Consider the following 23,716-nt stretch of genomic DNA (forward strand, 5'->3'; position numbering starts at 1 on the left):
CAACCTCGTCCGGGCAATCAACGACAGGCAGTCCATCAAACTGAGGCGCAAAAAGGCCGGATGGAGCCCCGACTACCTCGCCTCAATCCTCGGCCAACTTCCCCGTTAACCTGGATTCGCAGCCCTGGTAAAAAAGGCGGGGGGCTCGGCCCGCCGCCTTTTTCTTTGCCGGAACAGCTCTTCGGCCTCTGGCCGGGAGCACTCGCCATCAGGCCGCCTTCGCTTCCTCGCGATGCAGCGTGAAAGAGTGGCCGTCCGCGTCGAATATGTGCAGATCGCCGCCGCCGGCGTTGAGCCGAAGGGTCTCGCCGCGCTTGACCTCGACATTGCCCGGCAGCTTGGCCACCAGCGGCAGGTCGGTGCGGCCGATATCGACATAGACGAGCTGAACCTCGCCGAGCTGCTCGATGTAGTCGACCTTGCCTTCGAACAGATAGTCCGTGCCGGTGGCGATCGCGAGATCCTCCGGCCGCACGCCGAAGCTGATCGCGCCGCCATTCGCCGAGGCAGGCGTTGCGATCGGCACCGTCGCCTTGCGGCCGCCGACATGGCTGACAACCGTCGGGTTGCCGGCCTTCTCGATCCTGGCCGGCAGGATGTTCATTGCCGGCGAGCCGATGAACTGGGCCACGAACAGGTTGCCTGGACGTTTGTAGAGTTCCATCGGCGTGCCGACCTGCTCGACAACGCCTTCTTTCAGCACCACGATGCGGTCCGCCAGCGTCATCGCCTCGACCTGGTCGTGTGTGACATAGATCATCGTCGTGTTCGGCATCGATTCCTTCAGCTTGGCGATCTCGATGCGGGTGGCGACGCGCAGTGCCGCGTCGAGGTTCGACAGCGGCTCGTCGAACAGGAACACTTTCGGATTGCGCACGATGGCGCGGCCGATCGCGACGCGCTGGCGCTGCCCGCCCGACATCGCCTTGGGCAGCCGGTCGAGATATTTGGTCAACTGCAGGATCTCTGCCGCCTGACGGACACGCTTGTCGATCTCGGCCTTGCTTTCCTTGCCGATCTTCATCGAGAAGGCCATGTTGTCGTAGACGGTCATATGCGGATAGAGCGCATAGGACTGGAACACCATGGCGATGCCGCGCTTCGAAGGCGGCACGTCGTTCACCACCTCGCCGTCGATCTTGAGCACGCCGGACGTGATCTCCTCGAGACCGGCGATCGACCGCAGCAAAGTCGACTTGCCGCAACCCGACGGCCCGACAAAGACGATGAACTCGCCCGATTTGATGTCGAGGTCGATGCCGTGGAGAATGTTGAGGTTGCCGTATGATTTTTTCACCTGGTTGAGCGTGACATCGGCCATGGTTCTCTCCTCCCGTTAATTCCTGTTTGCAAGTTCAGTCAATGCGCCCGAACCAGGCGCCGTAACCGCCGAGGCGGACCGGCCCGGTGCCAGTCTGTCCCGAAAAGCCATGCCCGGGCAAGGGCTGCAGCGTGCCTTGGCCGAGATCGACCACGGCGGGCTTGCTGCCGAGGTTGAAGGCGCAGACGATCCGCTCATTGCCCTCGCGGCGCGTGAAGGCGACGGTGTCGCCACCGCTTTCGATGAAGTCGATGTCGCCCTTGGCCAGCGCCGGATGCTGGCGCCGGAAGGCGAGGAAACGGCGGTAATGTTCGAGCAGCGAGCTTGCATCGCCCTGTTGCACATTGACGGCGTGCGACAGGTGCTTGCCCGGCACCGGCAGCCAGGGCTTGGCGGTCGAGAAACCGCCATTCCTGGCGGCCGCGTCCCACACCATCGGCGTGCGGCAGCCGTCGCGGCCCTTGAATTCCGGCCAGAACCGGATCCCGTAGGGGTCTTGCAGATCCTCGAACTTGAGCTCCGCCTCGCCAAGGCCGAGCTCTTCGCCTTGATAGATGCACACCGAACCGCGCAGCGACATCAACAACGCCGAGATCACCTTGAGATAGGCGGTCGGATCGGGCTCGTTGGCGGCCCAGCGCGAGGCCACGCGCATCACGTCATGATTGGAGAAGGCCCAGCACGACCAGCCGTCGCTGGCGACGGTGCCGAAGGCCTCCAGCACCGCGCGCACCTTCGCCGCGCTGATCTTCTCCGGCGCCAGGAAGTCGAAGGAGTAGCACATGTGCACGCGCTTGCCGTCTGCGGTGTAGGCGGCCACCACTTGAAGGCCGCGCTGCGAATCGCCGACCTCGCCGACCGCGGCCTGCGCCGGATATTCGTCGAGCAGCGCGCGGAACCGCTCGAGGAAGCCGAGGTTTTCCGGCCGGCTCTTGTCGTAGATATGGTCCTGGTAGTTGTAGGGGTTGACCGCCGGCGCCGTCTGGTCGTTGCGCTCTTCCGGCGGCAACGGCGGATTGTCCTCCAGCCCCTGGCTGTGGAAGTAGAAATTGATGGTGTCGAGGCGGAAGCCGTCGACGCCGCGCTCCAGCCAGAAGCGGGTGATGTCGAGCAACGCGTCCTGGACCTCTTTGTTGTGGAAGTTGAGGTCCGGCTGCTCGGCCAGGAAATTATGCATGTAATATTGCTGGCGGCTGGTGTCCCACTGCCAGGCGGAGCCGCCGAAGATCGACAGCCAGTTGTTGGGCGGCGTGCCGTCGGGCTTGGCGTCCGCCCATACATACCAGTCGGCTTTCGCATTGCCACGGCTGGAGCGGCTTTCCTTGAACCAGGGGTGGATGTCGGCGGTGTGCGACAGCACCTCGTCGATCATCACCTTGAGCCCGAGCCGATGGGCTTCCGCCACCAGCGCGTCGAAATCGGCCAGCGTGCCGAACATCGGGTCGACGTCGCAATAATCGGACACGTCGTAGCCGAAATCCTTCATCGGCGATTTGAAGAAGGGCGAGATCCAGATCGCGTCGACGCCGAGCGAGGCGATGTAGGGCAGGCGCCGCACAATGCCTTTCAGGTCGCCGATGCCGTCGCCGTTGGAGTCCTGATAGGAGCGCGGATAGATCTGGTAGATCACCGCGCCCCGCCACCAGTCGCGGTCGACGGCGGGGTCGGGTCTCGAAGTCGCCCTCAAAGCCGATTGCATTTTCTCAACCTCCTTTCACCGAGCCGGCAAGCAGCCCGCGGACGAAATAGCGCTGCAGCGAGAAGAACACGGTCAGCGGCACGATAATGGTGATAAAGGCCGATGTCGTGAGGATCTCCCAGTTGCCGCCTCTCGAGCCGAGCAGCGCGTTGAGCTTGGCCGTCAGCACGATCTGGTCGGGCGCCGTGCCGAGGAAAACCATCGCCACCAGGAGATCGTTCCATACCCACAGGAATTGGAAGATGGCGAAGGAGGCCAGCACCGGGAACGACAGCGGCAGCACGATCTTGACGAAGATCTCGAAGTCGCTGGCGCCGTCGATGCGCGCCGATTCCATGATCTCGCGCGGCAGGCCGGCAATATAGCTTCTGAGCAGATAGATGGCGAAGGGCAGGCCGAAGCCGGTATGCGCCAGCCAGATGCCGAGATAGGTTTTCGACGGCACGCCGAAGAAGGTGCCGACGCCGTTGTAGAGCTTGAGCAGGGGGATCAGCGACATCTGCAGCGGCACCACCAGCAGGCCGATGATGACGGCGATCAGCAGCGCCCGGCCGGGAAAGCGCATCCAGGCCAGCGCATAGGCTGCGAAGGCCGCGATCAGGATCGGGATGACGGTCGAGGGAATGGTGACCGTCAGCGAGTTCATGAACGAACGGCCGATGCCTTCGGAAAATAGCACGGCATCGTAGTTGTCCGTGGTGAATTTCGGCGGCGCCGAGGAGGCATAATAGACGCGCTGGCCACGGTCGCCTTCGAAGGCTTTCGGCGAAGACAGCACGAAACTGCCGTCGCCATTCACCTGCAGCGACACCCCGTCGCCGAGATCGGCGGCCGTCCCGGCCTTGTACTGCGTCGGCGTCGCCGCCTTGGTGCCGAAGGCGCTGATTGCGCGCTTGGCGCCGTCGCCGAAGACGTTTCCCTCGATGACGTATTTGCCGCCCCTCTGGGTTTGCGCGGAGGCAGGCGGCAACCGACCGGCCTCGGTCTGGCTGGAGCTTGAGAAGGAATTCCACCAGCCCGAGGCGATGATCTGGTCCTTGTCGCGCAGCGACGAGACCAGGATGCCGAGTGTCGGGATGGTCCAGATGACGACGAAGACCAGCACGGCGATATGGACGCCGAAGCGGCTGACGAAGGGCTTTCCGCGGGTCGCAGCCATCTCAGTGTCCTCCCGTCTCTTTGTTGGCCTGGCGGATGTTCCAGACCATGATCGGAATGACCGCGATCATGATGATGATGGCGATCGTGGCGCCGCGGCCGAAATCGCCGCCGCCGCGAAACATCCAGTCGAACATCAGATTGGCCAGCACCTGGCTGTTCCATTGGCCGTTGGTCATGGTCAGCACGATGTCGAACACTTTCAGCACCAGGATGGTGATGGTGGTCCAGACGACCGCTATCGTGCCCCAGATCTGCGGCACCATGATCTTCCAGAAGATCTGGAACGGGTTGGCGCCGTCGATCACGGCCGCTTCCAGCGTCTCTTCCGGAATGCCACGCAGCGCCGACGACAGGATGACCATGGCAAAGCCGGTTTGGATCCAGATCAGGATGATCATCAGGAAGAAATTGTTCCAGAGCGGCAACGATATCCACACCTGCGGCTGGCCGCCGAAATACTGGATGACGGCGTTGAGCAGGCCGATCTGCACCTGGCCCTCGCCGCGATATTCGTAGATGAATTTCCAGATCACGCTGGCGCCGACGAAGGAGATCGCCAGCGGCAGGAAGATCAGGCTCTTGGCGATCGTGCCCCACCAGATCTTGTCGGTGAGCACGGCGATGATCAGGCCGAGGAAGGTGCAGGCCGCCGGCACCACGGCCAGCCACAGGATGTTGTTGAAGATCGAGTTGCGGAAATCATGGTCGCCGAATGCCCATTGGTAATTGGCAAAGCCGACGAAATGTTCGCCGCCTCGGTCGAGAAAGGAAAGCCGCAGCGTCTCGATCACCGGATAGATCAAGTAGATGGTCAGGATGATCATTGCCGGGCCGACGAACAGCCACGGCCGCACCAGCCCTTGCCGGCGCAGATTGTCGACGGCGGCGCTGCCGGAGACGCCGCGCGACGGGAAGATAAGGTCGAGCAATTTGTTGGCGCCCCAGAAATAGGCGACACAGCCGCCGACGCCGATGATGATGACGAATATGGCCGAGAAAATCTGAGCCGCCATGGGTCCCTCTCCCTGCGCATGACCGGCCAGGCAAGGCTGGCGGTCGGATGCACCGACCTGTGAGTTATTCGGAACAATCGAGACGCGAAGGCTTCCGGCATGCGTTGCCGGTCGGACCCGGGCCGTAGCCCGGATCCAGTAGGAGGATCAGGAAGATTTCAGGTCGCCACGCGCGGCGGCCTGTTTTGCCAGCTGTTTGCCGGCTGCCTACTTGATGGCATCCCAGCTCTTCTGGATGTCGGCGGCGACGTCCTGGGCGGACTTGCCGCCGACCAGGTCGATCATGCCGGTCCAGAAAGAGCCCGCGCCGACCTTGCCGGGCATCAGGTCCGAGCCGTCGAAGCGCACCGTGGTGGCCCCGACCAGGATCTCGCCCTGCTTCTTCAGCGCGTCGCTGCCATAGGCTTCCTTGTTGGCGCCCTTGAAGGGCGTGACAAAGCTCTTCTGCGCCATCCACAATTCATGCGCGAGCGGCATCTGCAGGAACTTGATGAACTCGCGCGAGGCCTTGGAGTCCTTGGTGATCATCACCAGCGTTCCGGCCACTTCCAGCGGCGTGCCCAGTTCCGGCTTGGAGGCGTAGGGCGGGTAGGGGAAGAAGTCCGCATCCTGACCGAGCTTCACGTTTTCCGGGAAGAAGGAGGGGATGAACGACGCCTGATGGTGCATGTAGCATTTCGGCGGCACGCTGAAGAGGCCCTTCGGGCTGTCGCGGAAGTCGGTCGCCGCGACGGCCTTGGCGCCACCGTCGACCATCTTGTCGTCGGTCGCGATCTTGCCGAAGATGTCGAGGGCGTTGACCACGGCCGGATCGGTGAAGGGGATCTCGTTCTTCACCCATTTGTCGTAGACTTCCGGCGGCTGCGTGCGCAGCATGATGTCCTCGACCCAGTCGGTCGCCGGCCAGCCGGTGGCGCCGCCCGAACCCAGTCCGATGCACCATGGCTTGCCGCCGTCGGCAATGATCTTCTTCTCGAGGTCGGCGAGTTCCTCCTGCGTCTTCGGAATCTTGTAACCGGCCTCTTCGAAATTATCTGGCGAGTACCAGACCAGGCCCTTCACGTCGATCTTGTAGGGAAAGGCATAGAAGCCCGGCTTGCCGTCCTTGCCGTTATAGGTGCCGAGCTTGGCCCAGGAGTCGCCCGCGGCATAATTTTCCTTGATCCAGGCGGCGACGTCATCGCCCAGCGGCGTCAGCACCCCCTTGGAAGCGAGATCCTGGATCAGTCCCGGCTGCGGCAGGACGGCGATGTTGGGCGGGCTGCCGGCCTGTGTGTCGATGACGATCTGCTGCTCATAGTTCTCGGACGAGGAGTATTTGACCTCAGCCCCGGTCGCCTCGGAGAAATAGTCGAGCACCGAACGGACGAGCGTCTCGTCCTCACCGCGCCACGGACCGAAGATGGTCAGCGTTTCGCCCTTGAGGTCGACTTTCTTGAGATCGTCGTAATTCGCCCAGTGGAAGCGCGGGTCCTCACCCGGCTTGAACTTCAGCTCGGCATGCGCCGGCAGGCCAAGAGTGAGCGCGGCGAACGCAGCACCCAAGAGAAGCATTTTCTTCATCGCAATCCTCCCAGTGGTGAAACAGTTCGGACGAAACCTCCATCTCGTCCGCCGACGCCCACGGAACTGTGACTCAGCGAGAAGGCAACTGCAACCTTTCGACGAGTGCTCCAAAGCGCTTTGGCTGATTTGATCTCGCCATTGAATTGCCATGAAGTCAAGAGGTTCTTCTAACCAATCGATTTAGAAAATGCCGAAACATCGAAGAAAGGCGCAATGAAGCACATTTTTTGCACTGCAACAGCGATTTCCGCTTCAAACCGGACTGATGCACCTCTAAGGTCGTCTTGTCTAGCGATGGGGCAGCCATCATCGGACCGATTCAAATTGAAAGCGCTTTGAGGCTGGAGACCTCCGATGAACCTTAAGCAACTGTCGCATATGCTGTCGCTCTCACAGACTACGGTCAGCCGCGCCCTGAACGGCTATCCCGAGGTCAGCGAGGAAACCAGGCGGCGGGTGATGGACGCCGCCAAGCGCCACGGCTACCGGCCGAACCCAAGCGCGCGTCGGCTCGCCACCGGCAAGTCGGGCATGATCGGCTATGTGCTGCCGACGGGCGCCGCCGTCGACATCGATCCGCATTTCGTCGAATTCCTCTCCGGTCTCGGCGACTATGCCCGCTCGCACGAGCTCGACCTCGTGCTCTCGCCGGCCGACGCGGACGATGAGGAGACGACCTACCGCCGTATCGTCGCCAACCGGCAGGTCGACGCCGTCTACCTCTCCGCGCCACGGCCGGCCGACCGGCGCCTGGCGCTGGTCAACACGCTGGGCATCCCTTTCATCGTCCATGGCCGCAGCGAAGGTTTGGATTTCGACTATCCGTATCTCGACATCGACAATGAGGGCGCCTTTCACGAAGCGGCGCGGCTGCTGACCCAGCTCGGCCACAAGCGCTTGGCGCTGATCAACGGCAATGACCGCGAAACCTTCGCCATCCATCGCGAGCGCGGCATGCGCCGGGCGCTTGCCGCGAGCGGGCTGACGCTTGGCGAGCGCCAGGTCTGCTCCGTCACCATGACCGAGGAAAACGGCTATCGTGCCGCCCGTCGGCTGATCGAGGGGGACGAGGCGCCGACAGCCATCCTCTGCTCAAGCCTGATCATGGCGCTCGGCGTCGTGCGCGCCGTGCGCGATCTCGGCCTGACCATCCCGGGCGACTTGTCGCTGGTCGCCCATGACGACGTCTTCCCCTGGCTGCGCCCGGAGAATTTTCCGGTGCCGCTATCGACAACGCGCTCCTCGATCCGCCTTGCCGGCGCGCGCGTCGCCGAACGCCTGGCGGCGCGGATTTCCGGGCTGGAAGAGGGGGCGCGGGGCGAGGTCTGGCCGGTGGATCTGGTGATCAGGGGATCGGTTGCTGGAGCGCCGGTATAGGTCACGATCCAAAAGTTTCGCTGATTGGCTCCCAGGCACCCTTTACTGTCGTGGGACAACGGTCCGCCTTCGGCTGCTCCTGATGTCGGGCGGTGACAACCGTTAAGCCAGAACCGTCAACCAGTCCTTCCAGGTGCGCCATTTGCCGACATTCCCGTTCACCGAAGCGGATCCAATCCAACACCCTGGGCCGCCGCCGAAGACCTCGCAGGTGGTGATCGTCGGTGGCGGTGTTATCGGCGTAACAACGGCCCTTTTCCTTGCGGACCGAAACATTCCGGTGACGCTGCTGGAAAAAGGCCGCGTCGCGGCCGAACAGTCCTCCCGAAACTGGGGGTGGATCAGAAAGCAGGGACGAGACGCGGATGAACTGCCGATCGTCATCGAGGCTTCTCGCCTGTGGCGGCAGCTGGCCGATGAGTGCGGCGAAGACATCGGGTTGAACCAGACAGGCGTGACCTACCTAGCGAACTCCGACAAGTCCATGGGCGAGTTCGAAGAGTTCATGAAGGTTGCCGCGATCCATGAACTCGACACGCGCCTCCTGGACGCCGACGAGACCGCAAAACTCATGAACGGCATGTCGCGCAGGTTCAAGGGCGCGATGACGACGCCCTCCGATATGCGTGCGGAGCCGTGGTTGGCGGTGCCGGCGCTGGCTAGGCTTGCCGTGCGAAAAGGCGCCCGGATCGTGGAAAATTGCGCGGCGCGCGCTCTCGAGATCTCGGCCGGCAGGGTCAAAGGCGTGTGGACCGAGGCGGGATATATCGAGGCCTCTAGCGTGCTGGTCGCGGGCGGAATCTGGTCTTCCCTGTTCCTGGCGAGACACGGCGTGTCCATCCCCCAGCTCAGCGTCCGGGTAACCACAGCTGCAACGGAGCCCTTGCCCGAGATCTATCCAGGCGCGGCCGCCGACGATCACATCGCCTTCAGGCGCAGGCAGGATGGCGGATACACGCTCGCCGCGGGCGGCAGCCACTTGCTTTACCTTGGGCCTGACGCATTCCGGCACGCCGCCAAGTATATTCCCGCTCTTAGGGACAATCCGTTCGGAACGCGCTATTTCCCGTTCGCTCCGTCAGGCTACCCGGATGGCTGGTCGACGCCGCGCGATTGGGCGCCGGATTCCGCGAGTCCTTTCGAGAGAATGCGGGTGCTCAACCCAGCCCCTGAACCTGCCCGGCTTCGTTCGACTGAGCGCAATTTCAAACAGCTTTTTCCGCAGTTCGACAACGTTCGCTTGAAGGTCGGCTGGGGCGGCATGATCGACGCCATGCCCGATGTGGTCCCCGTCGTGGATCAGGTCCAGGCGATCGGCGGTCTTTTCGTCGCGACGGGCATGAGCGGCCACGGATTCGGCATCGGACCCGGCATTGGTCGCGTCGTCTCCGATATGATCCAGGGAAATGAAACCGGGCACGATCTCAGCCGCTTTCGGCTGCAGCGCTTCTACGATGGAAGCCCTGTCCGGTTAGGTCCGGCCCTTTAAATGGGCAACTGGTTGCTACTAGCGGCATTTTGATAGCCGATTGCCTGGACTTATTCCTTCGCTGCCCCAGCCGCCTTGATATCCAGCAACCCATAGCCGAAGTCATTGTCCCGTCCTTTCGGCCCGAGATCCTTGGCCGTTGCGGCAAGCGCCTTCTCGATCTCGTCGGCCGTGCGATCCGGCGTCGCGTGGATCAGGTTGGCGATGGCGCCGGAAACGATCGCTGCCGCGAACGAGGTTCCGGTTACCACATCCGAGCCGGCGCCGCTCGGCGCCACCATCTCCACGCCCGGCGCCGAGATGAAGACGTAGGCGCCGCGGTTGGCCTGCGGCATCAGCCCGTCCTTGGCATCGGTGGCGGTGACCGCGATGACGCCGTCGAACGCGGCCGGATAGCCGTAGGGCGCCTTCGGGCCGTTGTTGCCGGCGGCCGCCACCAGCACCATGCCGAGCGCCCGCGCATTGCGGCAGGCGGTGCCGAGCAGGTCGTTCTTCGGGCCGACGAAGCTCATATTGATGATGCGCACATCTTGGCTCGCCGCCCAGTCGAGCGCCGACAGGATGACGTCCATGGTCGACTTGCCGCCTTCGAAGGCGCGCGCGTGATAGATCCTGGCGCCCGGCGCCATGCCTTCCAGCGGCCCGACGCCGGCGATCAACCCGTCGACCGAGGTGCCGTGGTCGCGCTTCTCGATAGGCACGTTGGGCATGGCGTCGTATTGCCCGGCGATGACGCCGGCGAGCGCCGGGTTGGTGTCGTCTATGCCGGTGTCGATGACGGCGACACGCACATTCTCCCCGCTCGCCTGTTTCGCATCGAGCGTGATGCGGTCGAAGGCATAATTCACGATGCCGGCCGCCTGCTGCAGCGTGTAGATGTGGTTGGGTTCGCGCCGCCGCGTGCGGCCGTCGGCGGCAAGCTGCGCCAGCACCACGCCGACGGGCCGCCCGTCGGTGATGCCGAAGCGCACCAGCGTGGCGCCGAGCAGCCGCGACTGGCGCTGCGAGCGCACCTGCAGGCCGAAGGAATTGGCGATCTGCTGCACGACGCCGGCATCGCCGTCGACCGTCACCAGCACTTCGTCGGGCACGAACTCGCCGGTGATCGCGCGCGGCGGCTCGGCCAGATTGAGGCCTTGAGGCACCGTCACCGGCCCGTTCGGCGCAGGGGCGGGCGGCGGCGTGTTGGCGGGACCGTTCGCTGAGGATGTTCCGTCAGAAGGCGCCGGCGTTTGCGGTGTTGCGCCGGCCGGCGGGTTCGGGAACAGGTCGACGATCAGCGCCGGCAGGAACACCGCGCCGCCCGTGCCGGTGCCCGGTGTCCCACCGCTCTTGGTGCCGCCATTCTTGTCGCAGCCGGCGCCTGCCGCCGTCGTGCGGTCCAGGCAGTCGACCTGCTTTTGCGTCAAGTTCGGGTCATTGGTCTGCGCAAACGCAGGCGCGGCGAAAAATGCCGCCGCCAGGACTGCCGCGTGAAGAATGACCGCCTTAGCCATCGGCCGGTTTCCTTCCCTGCATCACGGTGTCCGCGAAAGGCTGGGCGGCAATAAGGCCGACAAGCCTGTCGTAGTCGGCCGTCGTGCTCGCCGGGATCGTCAGATGGAAGACGCCGTCGGCGGTCGGGCCGCTGGCGATCTTCAGCCCGTTCTGGCCGAGGAAGGCGGCGATATCGGCCATCTTGGCATCCGGCTTGAACTTGACCAGCGCGAAAGGCAGCTTCGCCAGATCGTCCTGCGCGCCGGCTATCTCGAAGTCGTTGCCCTTCCCGCCCGGCTGTTCGAACGACTGCACCAGCACCAGCGCCAGCAGCGCCGCGGCAGCCACCCAGGCGACGCCGGCAGGCATCGCCGTGACCCGGCCGAAGACCTTGGCGAGCCACGACTGGCCGGCAGGCACGCGCACGGGGCCGGCCTCGGCGTCGAGCGCCCTGGCGAAGCGGGAGAGCGCATCGGCGGGCGGCCGGATCGCCTCGTTGGCGGCGGCGTTGCCGGAAAACTCGGCCTCCGCCTCGCCAAGTGCCGTCATCGCCGCCGGATCGGTGGCCAGCCATTCCTCGACGGCCTCCAGCTCGGCGCCTTCCAGCGAGCCGTTCAGGTAGAACGGCAGCAGCGTCTCCATCTCGTCGCGGCGCGACATTTTCTCAGCGGCGCTCATGGCCACCCCCTGTCGTAACCGGCGGCCTTCAAGGCTTCGCCGAGTTTCTTGCGGGCGTAGAACATCCTGGTTTTGACGGTCGCGACCGGAATGCCGAGCACCTCGCCGATCTCGGTCACCGACTGGCCATGGTAATAGGCAAGATCGATCACCGTGCGGTGTTCCTCCACCAAGGCATCGACGAAGCGGCGCAAGGCGGCGGCCTTGTCCTCCTTCATGGTGACGACTTCCGGCGTGTCGGCGCCGTCGGGAACTTGCGCCGCGTCGTCGTCGTCGATCCAGTCTTCCTTCTTCCTGCGCAGCGAGGACAGCGCCTTGAAGCGGGCGATGCCCAGCAGCCACGTCGAGACTTCCGAGCGACCCTCGAAACTGGGCGCCTGTTTCCACAGCTCCAGGAAAACCTCGTTTGCGATATCGTCGGCCATCATTTCCGATCCCGTCTGGCGCGCCACGAAGCGGTAGATCCGCGCGTGGTGACGCATGAACAGGAGCCGAACGGCGGCCCGGTCGCCCTTCGCGACCCGGTCTACAAGCGCGCGATCGGTTTCGGTCGCCGCATTCATGGCCGGTCGAGCCGCCTGGCTCCTCGAAGCTCTGTCGCTGATCGGTCCAAAAAGGTTCACCCTCCGCCAAGGATTTTTCGGAGGCTAACCGAAGAGCGGGAAGGTTGCCAGAGGTGCGCTTTTTCCTTTCCCCTGTGGGGGAGAAGCACAAAGGCACCTATCGCGACCTAGGATCCATTCCGTGAGATCAAGGTGTTGATTCGGATGCAGAATTTTGCTCTGTTGCACCCTCGCGCAAGGTCACGGCATGGATCCTCGGGTCTGCGCGTCCGCTTCGCTTCCGCTCCGCCCGTGGATGACGATGTTGCGTGGCCCCTGCCAGTCCGCAACGTTTGCAGAGGAGCCGACATCGAAGCTGCCAACCTCCGCCCTTACAAGGAAGAAGGAGAGCTCAGTCCAAAAACACCCTCGCCTTCATCGTCTCGGGTATCGCCACGCCGAGCCGGCTCAGCACCGTCGGCGCGAGCTGCAATTGGTCGAGCAGCGTGTCGGCCTCGGGGCCTTTCGCCGGGCCGAAATAATAGAGCGCGAAATCCTGCATCTCGTCGTCATGCCCGCCATGATGGCCGCGGTTCGTCTGGCCATGGTCGGCCGTCACGATCACTTGGTAGCCGGCTTCGCGCCATTGCGGCAGGAAGGCGGCAAGCATGCCATCCATGGCGTAGCAGGCGTGGTCCATCTCGTGGCAGTCATGGCCGAAGCGATGGCCCATCGAATCCAGCGTGCAGGTGTGCAGGATGCCGTAGTCGATGCCGTGGCGCTTCGCCAGCATGGTCAGCGTCGCGAACAGGTCGACGTCGCTCGGCGTCATCTGGTTCTTGAGATTGTAGCCGGTCATGGTGTGGAAGCGGCCATGCGTGATCGGCCCGCAAGGCTCGTCGAACTCCATGTCCTCGACGAGGTCGAACGGACAGGAGCGGAAGAATTCCGACCAGTAGGAATGGGTCACCGCACCCGTCTTGCCGCCGGCCTTGCTCACTTCCGAAAAGATATCCGGCTGGGTGACGCGGAAGCGGTTCTCATTGGAAAGGATACCGTGCACCTGCGGCGTGACACCGGTGTGGATCGAGGCATAGCAGCAGGCCGAGGTCGACGGCAGCACGGAACGCATCTTCCACACCTGGGCTTCACCCGACTGCGCCCAGCCTTCGAGATTGCCCATCAGCCGGCGCCAGTTCCGGTAAGGGACGCCGTCGAGGATGATGAGCAGCAGTTTGGATTTGAGCGCCATGGGCGGCCCGTTGCCGGAGGGGACGACGTCCGGGCCAGACAGCTAGGCCCAAACCCACTGAGAGACGATGTGCGCGCCTAGTTGCCCGCGCTTTCCATACGCCGGCCGGCAATGGCCTTCTCCAGCCAGCCGATCTCCATTTCGGGAACGGAGGACAACAGAAGGTCGGTATAGGCGTCGAAGGGCGGCGTCAGCACCTTGCTTTTGGAGCCGTAGCGCACCACCTCGCCGCGATACATCACCGCGATGGAATCGGCGATCGACTTCACCGTCGCCAGATCGTGGGTGATGAACAGGTAGGCGACCTTCTCGACCTGCTGCAGATTGAGCAAAAGCTTGAGAATGCCGTTGGCGACCAGCGGATCGAGCGCCGACGTCACCTCGTCGCAGATGATCAGCTTCGGCTTGGCGGCAAGCGAGCGGGCGATGCAGACGCGCTGCTTCTGGCCGCCGGAGAGCTCGGCCGGGTAGCGGTCGATGAAGCCCTTGCCCATCTCGATCTCGTCGAGCAGCTCGGCAACGCGCTTGTCGCGCTCGCGGCCCCTCATGCCGAAATAGAATTCCAGCGGCCGGCCGATGATGGTGCCGACCGTCTGGCGCGGATTCATCGCCACGTCGGCCATCTGGTAGATCATCTGCAGCTGGCGCAGGTCTTCCTTCGGCCTGTCGGAAAGCCTGTTGCCAAGCATGCGGCCGTTGAAGACGACGCTGCCCTGCTCCGGCGGCAACAGGCCGGTGATGGCGCGTGCCAGCGTCGACTTGCCGGAACCGGACTCGCCGACCACGGCCAGGGTCTGACCGGGGTAGATGTCGACCGAGACGTTCTTCAGCACCTTGACGTGACCGCCGCCATAGGCCGCCGTAACATTCTTCACCGACAGCATCGGCGCCGTGCCGGGCTGCTGCTCGTGGTGCTCGATCTCATGCACCGAGACCAGCGCGTTGGTGTATTCCTGGCGCGGCTCCTTGATGATCTGCCGCGTGCCCCCCCATTCGACCAGCCGGCCGTGGCGCAGCACCATGATCTCGTCGGACACCTGCGCGACGACCGCGAGATCATGGGTGATGTATAAAGCCGCCACATGCGTGTCGCGGATAGCGTCCTTGATTGCCGCCAGCACGTCGATCTGCGTCGTCACGTCGAGCGCGGTTGTCGGCTCGTCGAAGACGATCAGGTCAGGCTCAGAGCACAGTGCCATCGCCGTCATCACGCGCTGCAGCTGGCCGCCGGACACCTGGTGCGGGAAGCGCTCGCCGATGGTCTCGGGATTGGGCAGGCTGAGCTTCCTGAACAGCGCGACGGCGCGTTTCTCGGCTTCGGCCCGGGTCGCCGTGCCGTGCAGCAGGGTCGCCTCCACCACCTGGTCCATCAGCCGGTGCGCCGGATTGAAGGCCGCCGCCGCCGATTGCGCGACATAGCAGACCTCGCGGCCGCGCAATTTGCGAAAACCGTCCTTGCCACCCTTCATGATATCGCGGCCGTTGAGGATGACCTCGCCGCCGGTGATGCGCACGCCGCCGCGGCCATATCCCATGGACGACAGGCCGATGGTCGACTTGCCAGCGCCGGACTCGCCGATCAGGCCGAGCACTTTGCCCTTCTCCAGCGTCAGCGAGACGTCATGGACAAGGGTGATCGTCTTCGGCGCCTCGCCGGGCGGATAGACCGTCGCTTCGATGCGCAGGTTGCGGATGTCGAGCAGCAGGCCGGATTTCGGTTGCCCGGGTTTCGCTTTGCTTTCAGCCATCAGCCGCGTCCTCCCTTAAGGCTTGTCGTGCGGTTGAGGATCCAGTCGGCGACAAGGTTGACCGAGATCGCCAGCGCTGCAATCGCGGCCGCCGGTATGAGCGCGGCGCCTATACCGAACACGATGCCGTCCTTGTTCTCCTTCACCATGCCGCCCCAGTCGGCATCCGGCGGCTGCACGCCAAGGCCGAGGAAGGACAGCGTCGAAAGGAACAGCACTGCGTAGATGAAGCGCAGGCCGAGTTCAGAGATCAGTGGCGACAGCGCGTTGGGCAGGATCTCACGGAAGATGATCCAGCCGCTGCCTTCGCCGCGCAGCTTTGCTGCTTCGACATAGTCCATCACGTTGATGTCGACGGCGACCGCGCGCGACAGGCGGTAGACGCGGGTTGAATCGAGGACGCCCATTACCAGGATCAATGTCACCAGGTTGGACGGTAGCACCGAAAGCACGACGAGAGCCATGATCAGCGTCGGGATCGACATTAGCAGATCGACAAGGCGCGACAGCCCCGTGTCGAACCAGCCGCCGAAAACCGCCGCCGAAAAGCCGAGAATGGCGCCGAGCGAGAAGGACAGCGCGGTGGCGAGCACGGCGATGAACAAGGTGATGCGGGCACCGTAGATCATGCGCGACAACAGATCGCGCCCAAGATTGTCGGTGCCCAGCCAATGCAGCGCCGACATAGGTTCCCAGGGAGTGTCGCTGACGATCTCGGCATTGCCGTGCGGCGCGATCCATGGCGCGAAGACCGCCGCCAGCACGAACAGAGCGGTGAGCACCAGGCCGATCAGCGCCGCGATGGGAATGCGTCTGATATCGAGCATATCGGTCGCCCCCTACTTCGGATGTCTGAGACGCGGATTGGCGACGATCGCCGCTATGTCCGCGATGATGTTCAAGCTGATGTAGACGGCGGCGAAGATCAGTCCGACCGCTTGCACCACCGGCACGTCGCGCTTGGTGACGTGGTCGACGAGATATTGGCCCATGCCGGGATAGACGAAGATCACTTCGACGACGACGACACCCACGATCAGGTAAGCCAGATTGAGCATCACGACGTTGATGACTGGCGCAATGGCATTCGGAAATGCATGCTTGCGGATCACGCTGAAGGCCGACAGGCCCTTCAGTTCCGCTGTCTCGACATAGGCCGACTGCATCACGTTGAGGATGGCCGCCCGCGTCATGCGCATCATGTGGGCGAGCACCACCAGCGTCAGCGCGGCCGCCGGCAGCGCGATCGCCTGCATGCGCTCGCCGAACGGCATGCCGTCATAGACCGTGGAGATGGCAGGAAACCATTGATATTGCACGGCAAAGAAATAGACGAGCACATAGCCGATAAAGAATTCGGGGAACGACGTCGAGGCGAGCGCCAAGCCGGAAATCAGCTTGTCGACCCAGCCATTACGGTAGCGCACTGCGATCAAACCTAGGATGATCGCGAGCGGGATCGCCACGATCGCCGCCCAGAAGGCCAGGAACAGCGTGTTCCACAGCCGTTCCTTGATCGACGTCGCGATATCCTGCCCGCTCGACATGGCGGTGCCGAGATCGCCGGTGAGCACGCCGCCCAGCCAGTGGAAGTAGCGTATATAGGCAGGCTGGTTGAGCCCGAGTTGCTCGCGCAGGTTGGCGAGCGACTCCGGCGTCGCCGACTGCCCGAGAATGGCTTGCGCGACGTCGCCGGGCAGGATCTGCGTGCCGGCGAAGATCAGGACCGAAACGGCCAACAGAAGGAGGATGCCCAGCGCAATGCGCTGGGCCACCAGTTTCAAGACGGGTGAGGACATCTCCGCAAGGCCGTGCTCAGGCTTCCAGCCAGCACTTCGCGAGGGCGTAGCCGTTGCAAAGCTCCTGGTGCGGATCCTCCACCCAGCCTGCCACCTTGGGACCTGTCGCGTCGATGAATTGGTTGAACATCGGCAGGATCAAGCCGCCTTCGTCGCGCACCATGACGGCCATGTCGTGGTACATCGCCTTGCGCTTGGCCTCGTCGAGCTCGGCGCGAGCGGCCAGCACCATCTTGTCGAAGTCCGGGCGCTTGAAACGCGTGTCGTTCCAGTCGGCAGTGGACAGATAGGCGGTCGAGTACATCTGGTCCTGAGTCGAGCGTCCGCCCCAGTAGGAAGCGCAGAAGGGCTGCTTGTTCCACACTTCGTTCCAGTAGCCGTCGCCGGGCTCGCGCTTGATCTCGAGCTTGATGCCGGCCTTGGCCGCGCTCTGCTGGTAGAGCTGGGCCGCGTCCACGGCGCCCGGGAAGGCGACGTCCGAGGTCCTCAGCAGCACGGTACCGTCATGGCCCGACTTCTTGTAGTGGAACTTGGCCTTGTCCGGATCGTATTTGCGCTGCTCGATCTCGGTGAATAGCGGGTAGGACGCATTGATCGGGAAGTCGTTGCCGAGCGAGCCGTAGCCGCGCAGCACCTTGTTCAGCATCTCCTCGCGGTTGATCGCCAGCTTCAGCGCCATCCTGAGGTCGTTGTTGTCGAACGGCGCCGTGTCGCAATGCATGATGAACACGTAATGGCCGGGACCGGAATGGTTGCGGATGGTGACGCCCGGCACGCGCTTGATCAGGTCGACGATCTTCGGCTCGACGCGGTTGATCATGTTGACCTGACCGCCCTGCAGGGCCGCCGTGCGCGCCGTCGCGTCGTTGATGACGACGACCTCGATCTGGTCGGCATGGCCCATCTTGTCGCCCTGCCAGTAATTGGCGAAGCGCTCGCCGACATGGCGCACGCCGGGCTCGTTGACCTTGACCTTGTAGGGGCCGGCGCTAATGCCCGCGTCGGGCTTGTCCTTGCCGCCGTTCGGCTGAACGATCAGGTGGTAGTCGCTGAGCAGGTAGGGAAGGTCGGCATTGGCCTCCTTGAGCGTCAGCACGACTTCCTTGCCATTGGCCTTGATGGTGTCGATGCCTTTCATGTAGCCCAGCGCGCCGGACTTGGACTTCTCGTCCGAATGGCGCTCGAGCGTCGCGGCGACGTCTTCGGCGGTGACCGTCTTGCCGTTATGGAATTCGACGCCGTCGCGGATCTTCAGCGTCCAGACCTTGGCGTCGTCCGACGAGCCGATCTCCTCGGCGATGCGGTTCTCGAGCTTGCCCTCGGGGGAGAGCTCGACGATCATTTCGCCCCAGCATTTGCCGAAGGCGAACGGCACCTGCGTCATCATCAGCGCCGGATCGAGGCTGTTGGTGGATTCACCGCCGACCAGGCCGGCCTTCAGCGTGCCGCCCTTGACGGGGCCGGCGGCGCGGGATGCGCTCGAAAGCAGCGAGTTGGCGAAAGTGGCCGAGACGCCGAGCGCGGCTGCGCGGCCGAGAAAATCGCGACGGCTGAGCTTGCCGAGTGCGACGCGCCGGCTGAGATAGTCCAGTTCATTTGACATTGTAGGTTCCTCACTCTGGGTTCGACCTGAATGGTCGTTTCTTGTTTCTTGTGAGGGAATAATGACCGTAACGGAAAGCGGTAAGCAAGACCGAATGCGACATGCCCTGGCGTAAATCGCACGTCGCAATTGGACCAATCCTGCAAGCCCTCAGACGAGGGCGCGGAGGACTTTCTGCTCGAAATCGCGTTCAAAAACGAGATTCTCGCCCTCATAGGCCTCAATTCTGCCGCTGAGGATGAAATTTTGCGCGTCGCAGCGCATTTCGGCGAAGGTTTCGGTCCGCACCAACCACTCATTTCGCGAAAAGGTCTGCGTCCAATGCGTGCTGCCCTTGGCCGACAGCGGATCGTCCGGGTGGATTGCCCATGTCTCCCTGACGATGCTGCCGTGGACGAGTCCGTGTTCGAGGTCGCGCAGCTCGCCGAAATCGTCGGTTATGGAAAGCGTGACGGTGCCGGTCTTCTCGTCGCGGTCGACATGTCGCTCCGAATTCGCCGCCCTGGTCGTTTCGGTCGCCCAGGGCGGCGCGCCTTCCGGTTCGGTGAAGGAAACCTCGTTGGCCTTGGCTAACGGGCGAAGCGGCAGCTTGAGCGTCGCCTTCGACAGGTCGAGCGTCACCGGTTCCGGCGACGGCCAGATCATCGGCCAGTAAGCGGTCGAAACGGCGATGCGCAATTTGTGGCCGGCCGGCACGCGATAGGCGCACTGGTCTAGTACGACGCGCGCCGAAACAATCTCGCCAGGCACCAGCGCTTTCGGGAATTCATGCGAGTTGCGGTGGGTCAGGTTGAGCACGCCATAGGAGATCAGCTCCGCGGCGCCGTCGGGATGCACGTCGCAGAGACGCACCGCGATGTTGGCCTGGGGTCGATCGGCGGCTATCTGCACTTCGACCTCCGGCGCGCCGACGATGTCGATCGCCTCGGTGAGTTCCGGCTGGTCGAAGCATACGGAGAGCGCGTCGTCGGGGCGTTGGTCGCCCGGCAGCTCCGGGCCGAAGGTGAACGGAAAATACTCGCCGCCGGCAAGTCCGCAGGTCTGCGGCGAAGCGACGATCGAGGGCTTGGCACCGTCAGGGACAAGTTCGATCGCCTCAATCGAGATGTTCGGCGATGGCCATTCCTGCTCGGCTACCCAGCGGCCCGGCCGCTCCGGATGCCAGCGCGCCGGCCGCACGCTGTCCATCACATAGGCGCGATAGTCCGGATCGGCCTCGACGCCGGTCTCCGCGCCCTTCAGCCAGCGGTCCCACCAGCGCAGCGCTTCCTGCAGGAACCCGATGGCCGGCTTGGGTGCCGCATAGTGCGGATATTTGTGGATCCAGGGACCGACGATGCCTTTGACCGGCGCCTGGATGTTAGTGACGAGGTGCGAGATCGTGTTGCGGTAGCCGTCGTGCCAGCCGCCGATCGACAGCACGGCCGCTTTGACGGCGGAAAAATCCTCGCAGATCGAGCCGCGCTTCCAATAAGCGTCGCGATGCTGGTGGCTGAGCCACAGCGGCAAAAGGAAAGGCTGGTTCTCCAGCCGGGTGAGCCACAAATCGCGCCAGCGGTTGCCGCCGGCGATCGCCGGATCCGGCGGCCGCGACGAATAGGACAGCATCGTCGAGGCCCAGCCGAAATTTTCCAAGAGCAGACAGCCGCCCTTGTAATGAATATCGTCGGCATAGCGGTCGACGGTCGAGCAGAGGCTGATCACCGCCTTCAGCGCCGGCGGCTGTTTTGCCGCGACCTGCAGGCAGCTGAAGCCGCCCCAGGAAATGCCCATCATGCCGACACTGCCGTTGCACCAGGGCTGCGCCGCCGCCCAGGCGATCACGTCGCAGGCGTCCTGCAATTCCCGCTCGGAATATTCGTCATCCATCAGCCCTTCGGAATCGCCATTGCCGCGCATGTCGACGCGGATCGATGCGTAGCCGTGCCCGGCGAAATAGGGATGCGTCAGCTGATCGCGAAAAATGGTGCCGTCGCGCTTGCGGTAGGGCAGGTGCTCGAGGATCGCCGGCACCGGATCGTCGCCGGCATCCTCCGGCATCCACACCCGCGCCGACAACCGGCAACCATCCGGCATGACGATGCCCATATCGGGAAATTCGACGACCTTGCGGGGAAATTCGGTGACGGTTTTCATTGCGGGCATAACGCCCTGCCGGGAGATGACTTTCAATCGCTATTCGCGACCTGGCGCAGTGAAAAATACGACCTGTCACGACCGCATCGACCGCTAGCGCAATTCGTCCAGCAATTCAGGATGTCTTTCCAGCAGCGTCATAAGTTGAATGGTTGGGCCGCTTGGCTCGATAAGGCCTCTTTCATATTTATCGAATGCGTTCTCGCCGACTTTGAACAGCGATCCCGCCTCGCGCTGCGACAGGTTGAGTTTGGCGCGAATACGCCGGATGGTTGCTGGAGCGGGGACGCCGTCGATCTTTTCCCTGAGAACGCGCAGGGCGGCGTCGACGGCGACCATGTCATCCCCGACATGCACGCCATTCCCTTCCGAAGCCGGATAATAACCAGGCAGGTCCACCACCATGCTTTCGCCCTTATAGGCCACGGTGAATGGACGCACACTGCGTGTCAGGATTTCTCCAGTTTCGGGAGAGATCATGGTTTGACTGTTTTCTCTTGTAGCCATGTCATTTCTCCTTGAACGCCATGACGGTGAATTCGGTCACCACATCCGTCTGGAACTTCACGTAGAGGAGAAACCCGCGCGCCGGCACATGATAGACATCCTGCCAAACTCGATGATCCGCAAAAGTCGTCATCGACTTAACGAACATTTTTCGCGTCATGCCGCCGATCACCTCGACTATACCGGCGCGGTCGAAGCCGAGGCCGATTGCGTCCCGCAAGGCGGACGTTGTGATGGCCAATGCGTCAACGGACCCAAATGTCGTCTTGATCGCTTCAAGATCGTAGGTGGGCCTGCGCTTCTCCATAGCTCTATATGCCACCATAAAGGTGGCAATTCAAGAGTGAGAAAGTCAATTCAGCGGAATGTCGTTCTCGGCCTTGCTGGCCTGATAGGCGCCTGACAGCTCATCATAGCGGGCCGAGATCTTGCCGATGCGCCTCTCCAGCCGCTTGCGTTCCGCCTCGGGCAAAGCACGCACCAGCCTGCGTATGGAAAAGCTTTTCCAATAGGCGTTCTCGGCGTTGTAGCCGCCGGGGTCGAGGGTGAAGACCTCTTTCAAAATCTTCAGGTCATGCGGGATGGCGAAGCTGTCGCGCGAATCCTCGTGGCTGAAGAGATAGTAGAAATTGTCGAAGCCGGTCCAGGTGATGGCCGACAGGCAGAGCGAGCAGGGTTCGTGCGTGGCGACGAACAGCGCGTCCCTGGTGTCGACGCGTTCGGCCTTCGGCATTTCGTAAAAACGCTTCAGGCAGTGCACCTCGCCGTGCCAGAGCGGGTTCTCCACCTCGTTGTTGGTTTCGGCCAGCACCAGCGAGCGGTCGTTCTTCCGCAGAATCGCGGCGCCGAACAGCTTGTTGCCATGGGCGACGCCTTCGGCGGTCTTTGGCACGATGTCGTGCTCGATCACGTCGAGCAGGCGGTCGATCAGCGAAACGTCGGTCATGGGAAATCGCAAGCTTTCACGGAAGGTGGATCTCGTAGGGGTGCGAGAAATGAAATTCTTCGAGATTGGAGCCGTCGCCGCCGCGGTCGATGATGAGGAAATCCTGTTCCTCGCCGATCGGCGTCAGCACGCCATGCCAGAGGTTGCGGCGGTAGTTGATGCCTTGTCCGGGCGCGGCAATGAAGGCGTGCGGCTCGTCCGGTCCGTCCTCGGCGTCATGGCAGACAACGACCAGGAACGGGCGCGGCGACAGCGGGATGAATGCCTGGCTGCCGAGCGGATGACGCTCGACCATGGTGAGCTTCAGCGGCATTTCGTAGGGCGTTCCGCGCACCATGGAAATCAGCACCCGCGCATTCGGCCCCATCGCCTCGGCGGTGGCGAGGTCGTGATAGCGCATCGCCTTGCCGCCATTGATCGGGTAGCGGTTGTCGCCTCCCATGTCGATGACGTCGCCGAAAGGCGCGAAGTTTTCGCGGCTCAGCGGCTGGGCGACGATGCGCGTCACCGCGCCAGACCCCCAAAGGCGCCGCCAAGCTTGGCGTGACGGTTGACGTCCTTGTAGAGCAGGTAGCGGAAGTTGCCGGGGCCGCCGGCATAGCAGGCCTGCGGGCAAAAGGCGCGCAGCCACATGAAATCGCCCGCCTCGACCTCGACCCAGTCCTGGTTGAGCCGGTAGACGGCCTTGCCTTCGAGCACATAGAGCCCGTGCTCCATGACATGGGTCTCGGCGAAGGGAATGACCGCGCCGGGTTTCAGCGTGACGATGGTGACGTGCATGTCGTGGCGCATGTCGGCCGGATCGACGAAGCGGGTCGTGGCCCAGCGGCCCTCTGTGCCGGGCATCGGGCTCGGCGCCACCTGCCGGTCGCTCGAGAAGAAGGCCTCCGGCGCGTCGATACCATCGAGGGCCTCGTAGGCCTTGCGGATCCAGTGGAAGCGGACGGCAGCGCCGCTGTCGTTGCGCACCGTCCAGCCGCTGGCCGGCGGCAGGAAGGCGAAGCCACCGGGGGCAAGTACATGTTTTTTGCCGGCAAGCGATACGGCGAGCTCGCCCTCGACGACGAAGAGCACACCCTCGGCGCCCGCATCCAGTTCCGGCCGGTCGCTGCCGCCGCCAGGCAGAACCTCGACGATATATTGCGAAAACGTTTCGGCGAAACCCGAGAGCGGCCTTGCGATGATCCACGCCCTCGTCTTGTCCCAGAACGGCAGCGGGCTGGTGACGATGTCCTGCATCACCCCCCTTGGGATAACCGCATAGGCCTCGGTGAAGACGGCCCGCCCGGTCAAAAGCTCGTTCTGGCCGGGATGGCCGCCCTGCGGCGCGTAATAGGTTCGCTCGGCAGTCTTGATCATATCCATCGGGTCCTGATCCTCAGAGCAATTCCAGGAAAAACGAA

21 protein-coding genes are annotated in these 23,716 nt (G+C 63.3%); 2 read left to right on the top strand and 19 right to left on the bottom strand.

Translation table 11 applies throughout. The annotated features are described in order from the left end of the window. Positions 1–208 precede the first annotated feature (208 nt). The 5 genes from RFM68_RS18220 to RFM68_RS18240 form a co-directional block, all read right to left on the bottom strand. A complete protein-coding gene (locus RFM68_RS18220; protein WP_320234391.1) occupies positions 209–1,321 on the bottom strand; it encodes an ABC transporter ATP-binding protein in 1,113 nt (370 codons plus the stop codon). Between the two features lie 34 nt (positions 1,322–1,355). Next, entirely contained in the window at positions 1,356–3,020 is a 1,665-nt protein-coding gene (gene bglA, locus RFM68_RS18225; RefSeq protein WP_320234392.1) for a beta-galactosidase BglA, read from the bottom strand. A gap of 4 nt (positions 3,021–3,024) precedes the next feature. Continuing rightward, positions 3,025–4,179: a carbohydrate ABC transporter permease gene (locus RFM68_RS18230; RefSeq protein WP_320234393.1), complete on the bottom strand. Its 1,155-nt coding sequence runs from the start codon at positions 4,177–4,179 to the stop codon at positions 3,025–3,027. 1 nt (position 4,180) lies between these two features. Further along, positions 4,181–5,194 (bottom strand): carbohydrate ABC transporter permease, encoded by a 1,014-nt coding sequence (locus tag RFM68_RS18235; protein WP_320234394.1) that lies wholly within the window; start codon positions 5,192–5,194, stop codon positions 4,181–4,183. A gap of 207 nt (positions 5,195–5,401) precedes the next feature. After that, positions 5,402–6,757, bottom strand: coding sequence for an ABC transporter substrate-binding protein (locus tag RFM68_RS18240; RefSeq protein ID WP_320234395.1), 1,356 nt, complete (start codon positions 6,755–6,757; stop codon positions 5,402–5,404). A gap of 357 nt (positions 6,758–7,114) precedes the next feature. Here RFM68_RS18240 and RFM68_RS18245 point away from each other — a divergent pair, with 357 nt between their 5' ends. Beyond that, positions 7,115–8,137, top strand: a complete 1,023-nt coding sequence (locus RFM68_RS18245; RefSeq protein ID WP_320234396.1) for a LacI family DNA-binding transcriptional regulator — start codon at positions 7,115–7,117, stop codon at positions 8,135–8,137. Positions 8,138–8,279: 142 nt separating this feature from the next. Beyond that, on the top strand, positions 8,280–9,626 hold the full coding sequence (locus RFM68_RS18250; protein ID WP_320234397.1) for an NAD(P)/FAD-dependent oxidoreductase: 1,347 nt from the start codon (positions 8,280–8,282) through the stop codon (positions 9,624–9,626). A 50-nt stretch (positions 9,627–9,676) separates the two neighbouring features. Here RFM68_RS18250 and RFM68_RS18255 read toward each other — a convergent pair whose 3' ends face one another. The 14 genes from RFM68_RS18255 to RFM68_RS18320 form a co-directional block, all read right to left on the bottom strand. Beyond that, complete coding sequence (locus tag RFM68_RS18255; protein WP_320234398.1) at positions 9,677–11,122, bottom strand: S8 family serine peptidase; 1,446 nt, start codon at positions 11,120–11,122, stop codon at positions 9,677–9,679. Continuing rightward, entirely contained in the window at positions 11,115–11,780 is a 666-nt protein-coding gene (locus RFM68_RS18260) for an anti-sigma factor (protein ID WP_320234399.1), read from the bottom strand. The genes RFM68_RS18255 and RFM68_RS18260 overlap by 8 nt, the downstream gene beginning before the upstream one ends. Next, the gene (locus RFM68_RS18265; protein ID WP_320234400.1) at positions 11,777–12,343 is read right to left on the bottom strand and encodes a sigma-70 family RNA polymerase sigma factor; all 567 of its coding nucleotides are present in this window, start codon (positions 12,341–12,343) and stop codon (positions 11,777–11,779) included. Before RFM68_RS18265 ends, RFM68_RS18260 begins: the two co-directional genes overlap by 4 nt. Positions 12,344–12,734: 391 nt before the next feature. Further along, positions 12,735–13,574, bottom strand: a complete 840-nt coding sequence (locus tag RFM68_RS18270) for an alkaline phosphatase family protein (protein WP_320234401.1) — start codon at positions 13,572–13,574, stop codon at positions 12,735–12,737. 77 nt (positions 13,575–13,651) lie between these two features. After that, a complete protein-coding gene (locus RFM68_RS18275; protein WP_320234402.1) occupies positions 13,652–15,322 on the bottom strand; it encodes an ABC transporter ATP-binding protein in 1,671 nt (556 codons plus the stop codon). Continuing rightward, entirely contained in the window at positions 15,322–16,149 is an 828-nt protein-coding gene (locus RFM68_RS18280) for an ABC transporter permease (protein ID WP_320234403.1), read from the bottom strand. The genes RFM68_RS18275 and RFM68_RS18280 overlap by 1 nt, the downstream gene beginning before the upstream one ends. A 12-nt stretch (positions 16,150–16,161) precedes the next feature. Continuing rightward, positions 16,162–17,121, bottom strand: coding sequence for an ABC transporter permease (locus RFM68_RS18285; RefSeq protein WP_320234404.1), 960 nt, complete (start codon positions 17,119–17,121; stop codon positions 16,162–16,164). A 16-nt stretch (positions 17,122–17,137) separates the two neighbouring features. Beyond that, positions 17,138–18,724, bottom strand: a complete 1,587-nt coding sequence (locus tag RFM68_RS18290; RefSeq protein ID WP_320234405.1) for an ABC transporter substrate-binding protein — start codon at positions 18,722–18,724, stop codon at positions 17,138–17,140. A 150-nt stretch (positions 18,725–18,874) separates the two neighbouring features. After that, positions 18,875–20,860 carry a CocE/NonD family hydrolase gene (locus RFM68_RS18295; RefSeq protein WP_320234406.1) on the bottom strand — a complete coding sequence of 662 codons (1,986 nt, stop codon included), beginning with the start codon at positions 20,858–20,860 and terminating at the stop codon, positions 18,875–18,877. A gap of 93 nt (positions 20,861–20,953) precedes the next feature. Then, positions 20,954–21,367 (bottom strand): type II toxin-antitoxin system MqsA family antitoxin, encoded by a 414-nt coding sequence (locus tag RFM68_RS18300; RefSeq protein ID WP_320234407.1) that lies wholly within the window; start codon positions 21,365–21,367, stop codon positions 20,954–20,956. Between the two features lies 1 nt (position 21,368). Beyond that, positions 21,369–21,674, bottom strand: a complete 306-nt coding sequence (locus tag RFM68_RS18305) for a type II toxin-antitoxin system MqsR family toxin (protein ID WP_320234408.1) — start codon at positions 21,672–21,674, stop codon at positions 21,369–21,371. Between the two features lie 45 nt (positions 21,675–21,719). Then, the gene (locus tag RFM68_RS18310; protein WP_320234409.1) at positions 21,720–22,313 is read right to left on the bottom strand and encodes a nucleoside deaminase; all 594 of its coding nucleotides are present in this window, start codon (positions 22,311–22,313) and stop codon (positions 21,720–21,722) included. Between the two features lie 16 nt (positions 22,314–22,329). After that, positions 22,330–22,821: an ureidoglycolate lyase gene (locus tag RFM68_RS18315; RefSeq protein WP_320234410.1), complete on the bottom strand. Its 492-nt coding sequence runs from the start codon at positions 22,819–22,821 to the stop codon at positions 22,330–22,332. Next, the gene (locus RFM68_RS18320; RefSeq protein WP_320234411.1) at positions 22,818–23,678 is read right to left on the bottom strand and encodes a bifunctional allantoicase/(S)-ureidoglycine aminohydrolase; all 861 of its coding nucleotides are present in this window, start codon (positions 23,676–23,678) and stop codon (positions 22,818–22,820) included. The genes RFM68_RS18315 and RFM68_RS18320 overlap by 4 nt, the downstream gene beginning before the upstream one ends. Positions 23,679–23,716: the final 38 nt, after the last annotated feature.

Origin of the sequence: Mesorhizobium montanum (assembly GCF_033977145.1) — a bacterium.
GTDB lineage: Bacteria > Pseudomonadota > Alphaproteobacteria > Rhizobiales > Rhizobiaceae > Mesorhizobium > Mesorhizobium montanum.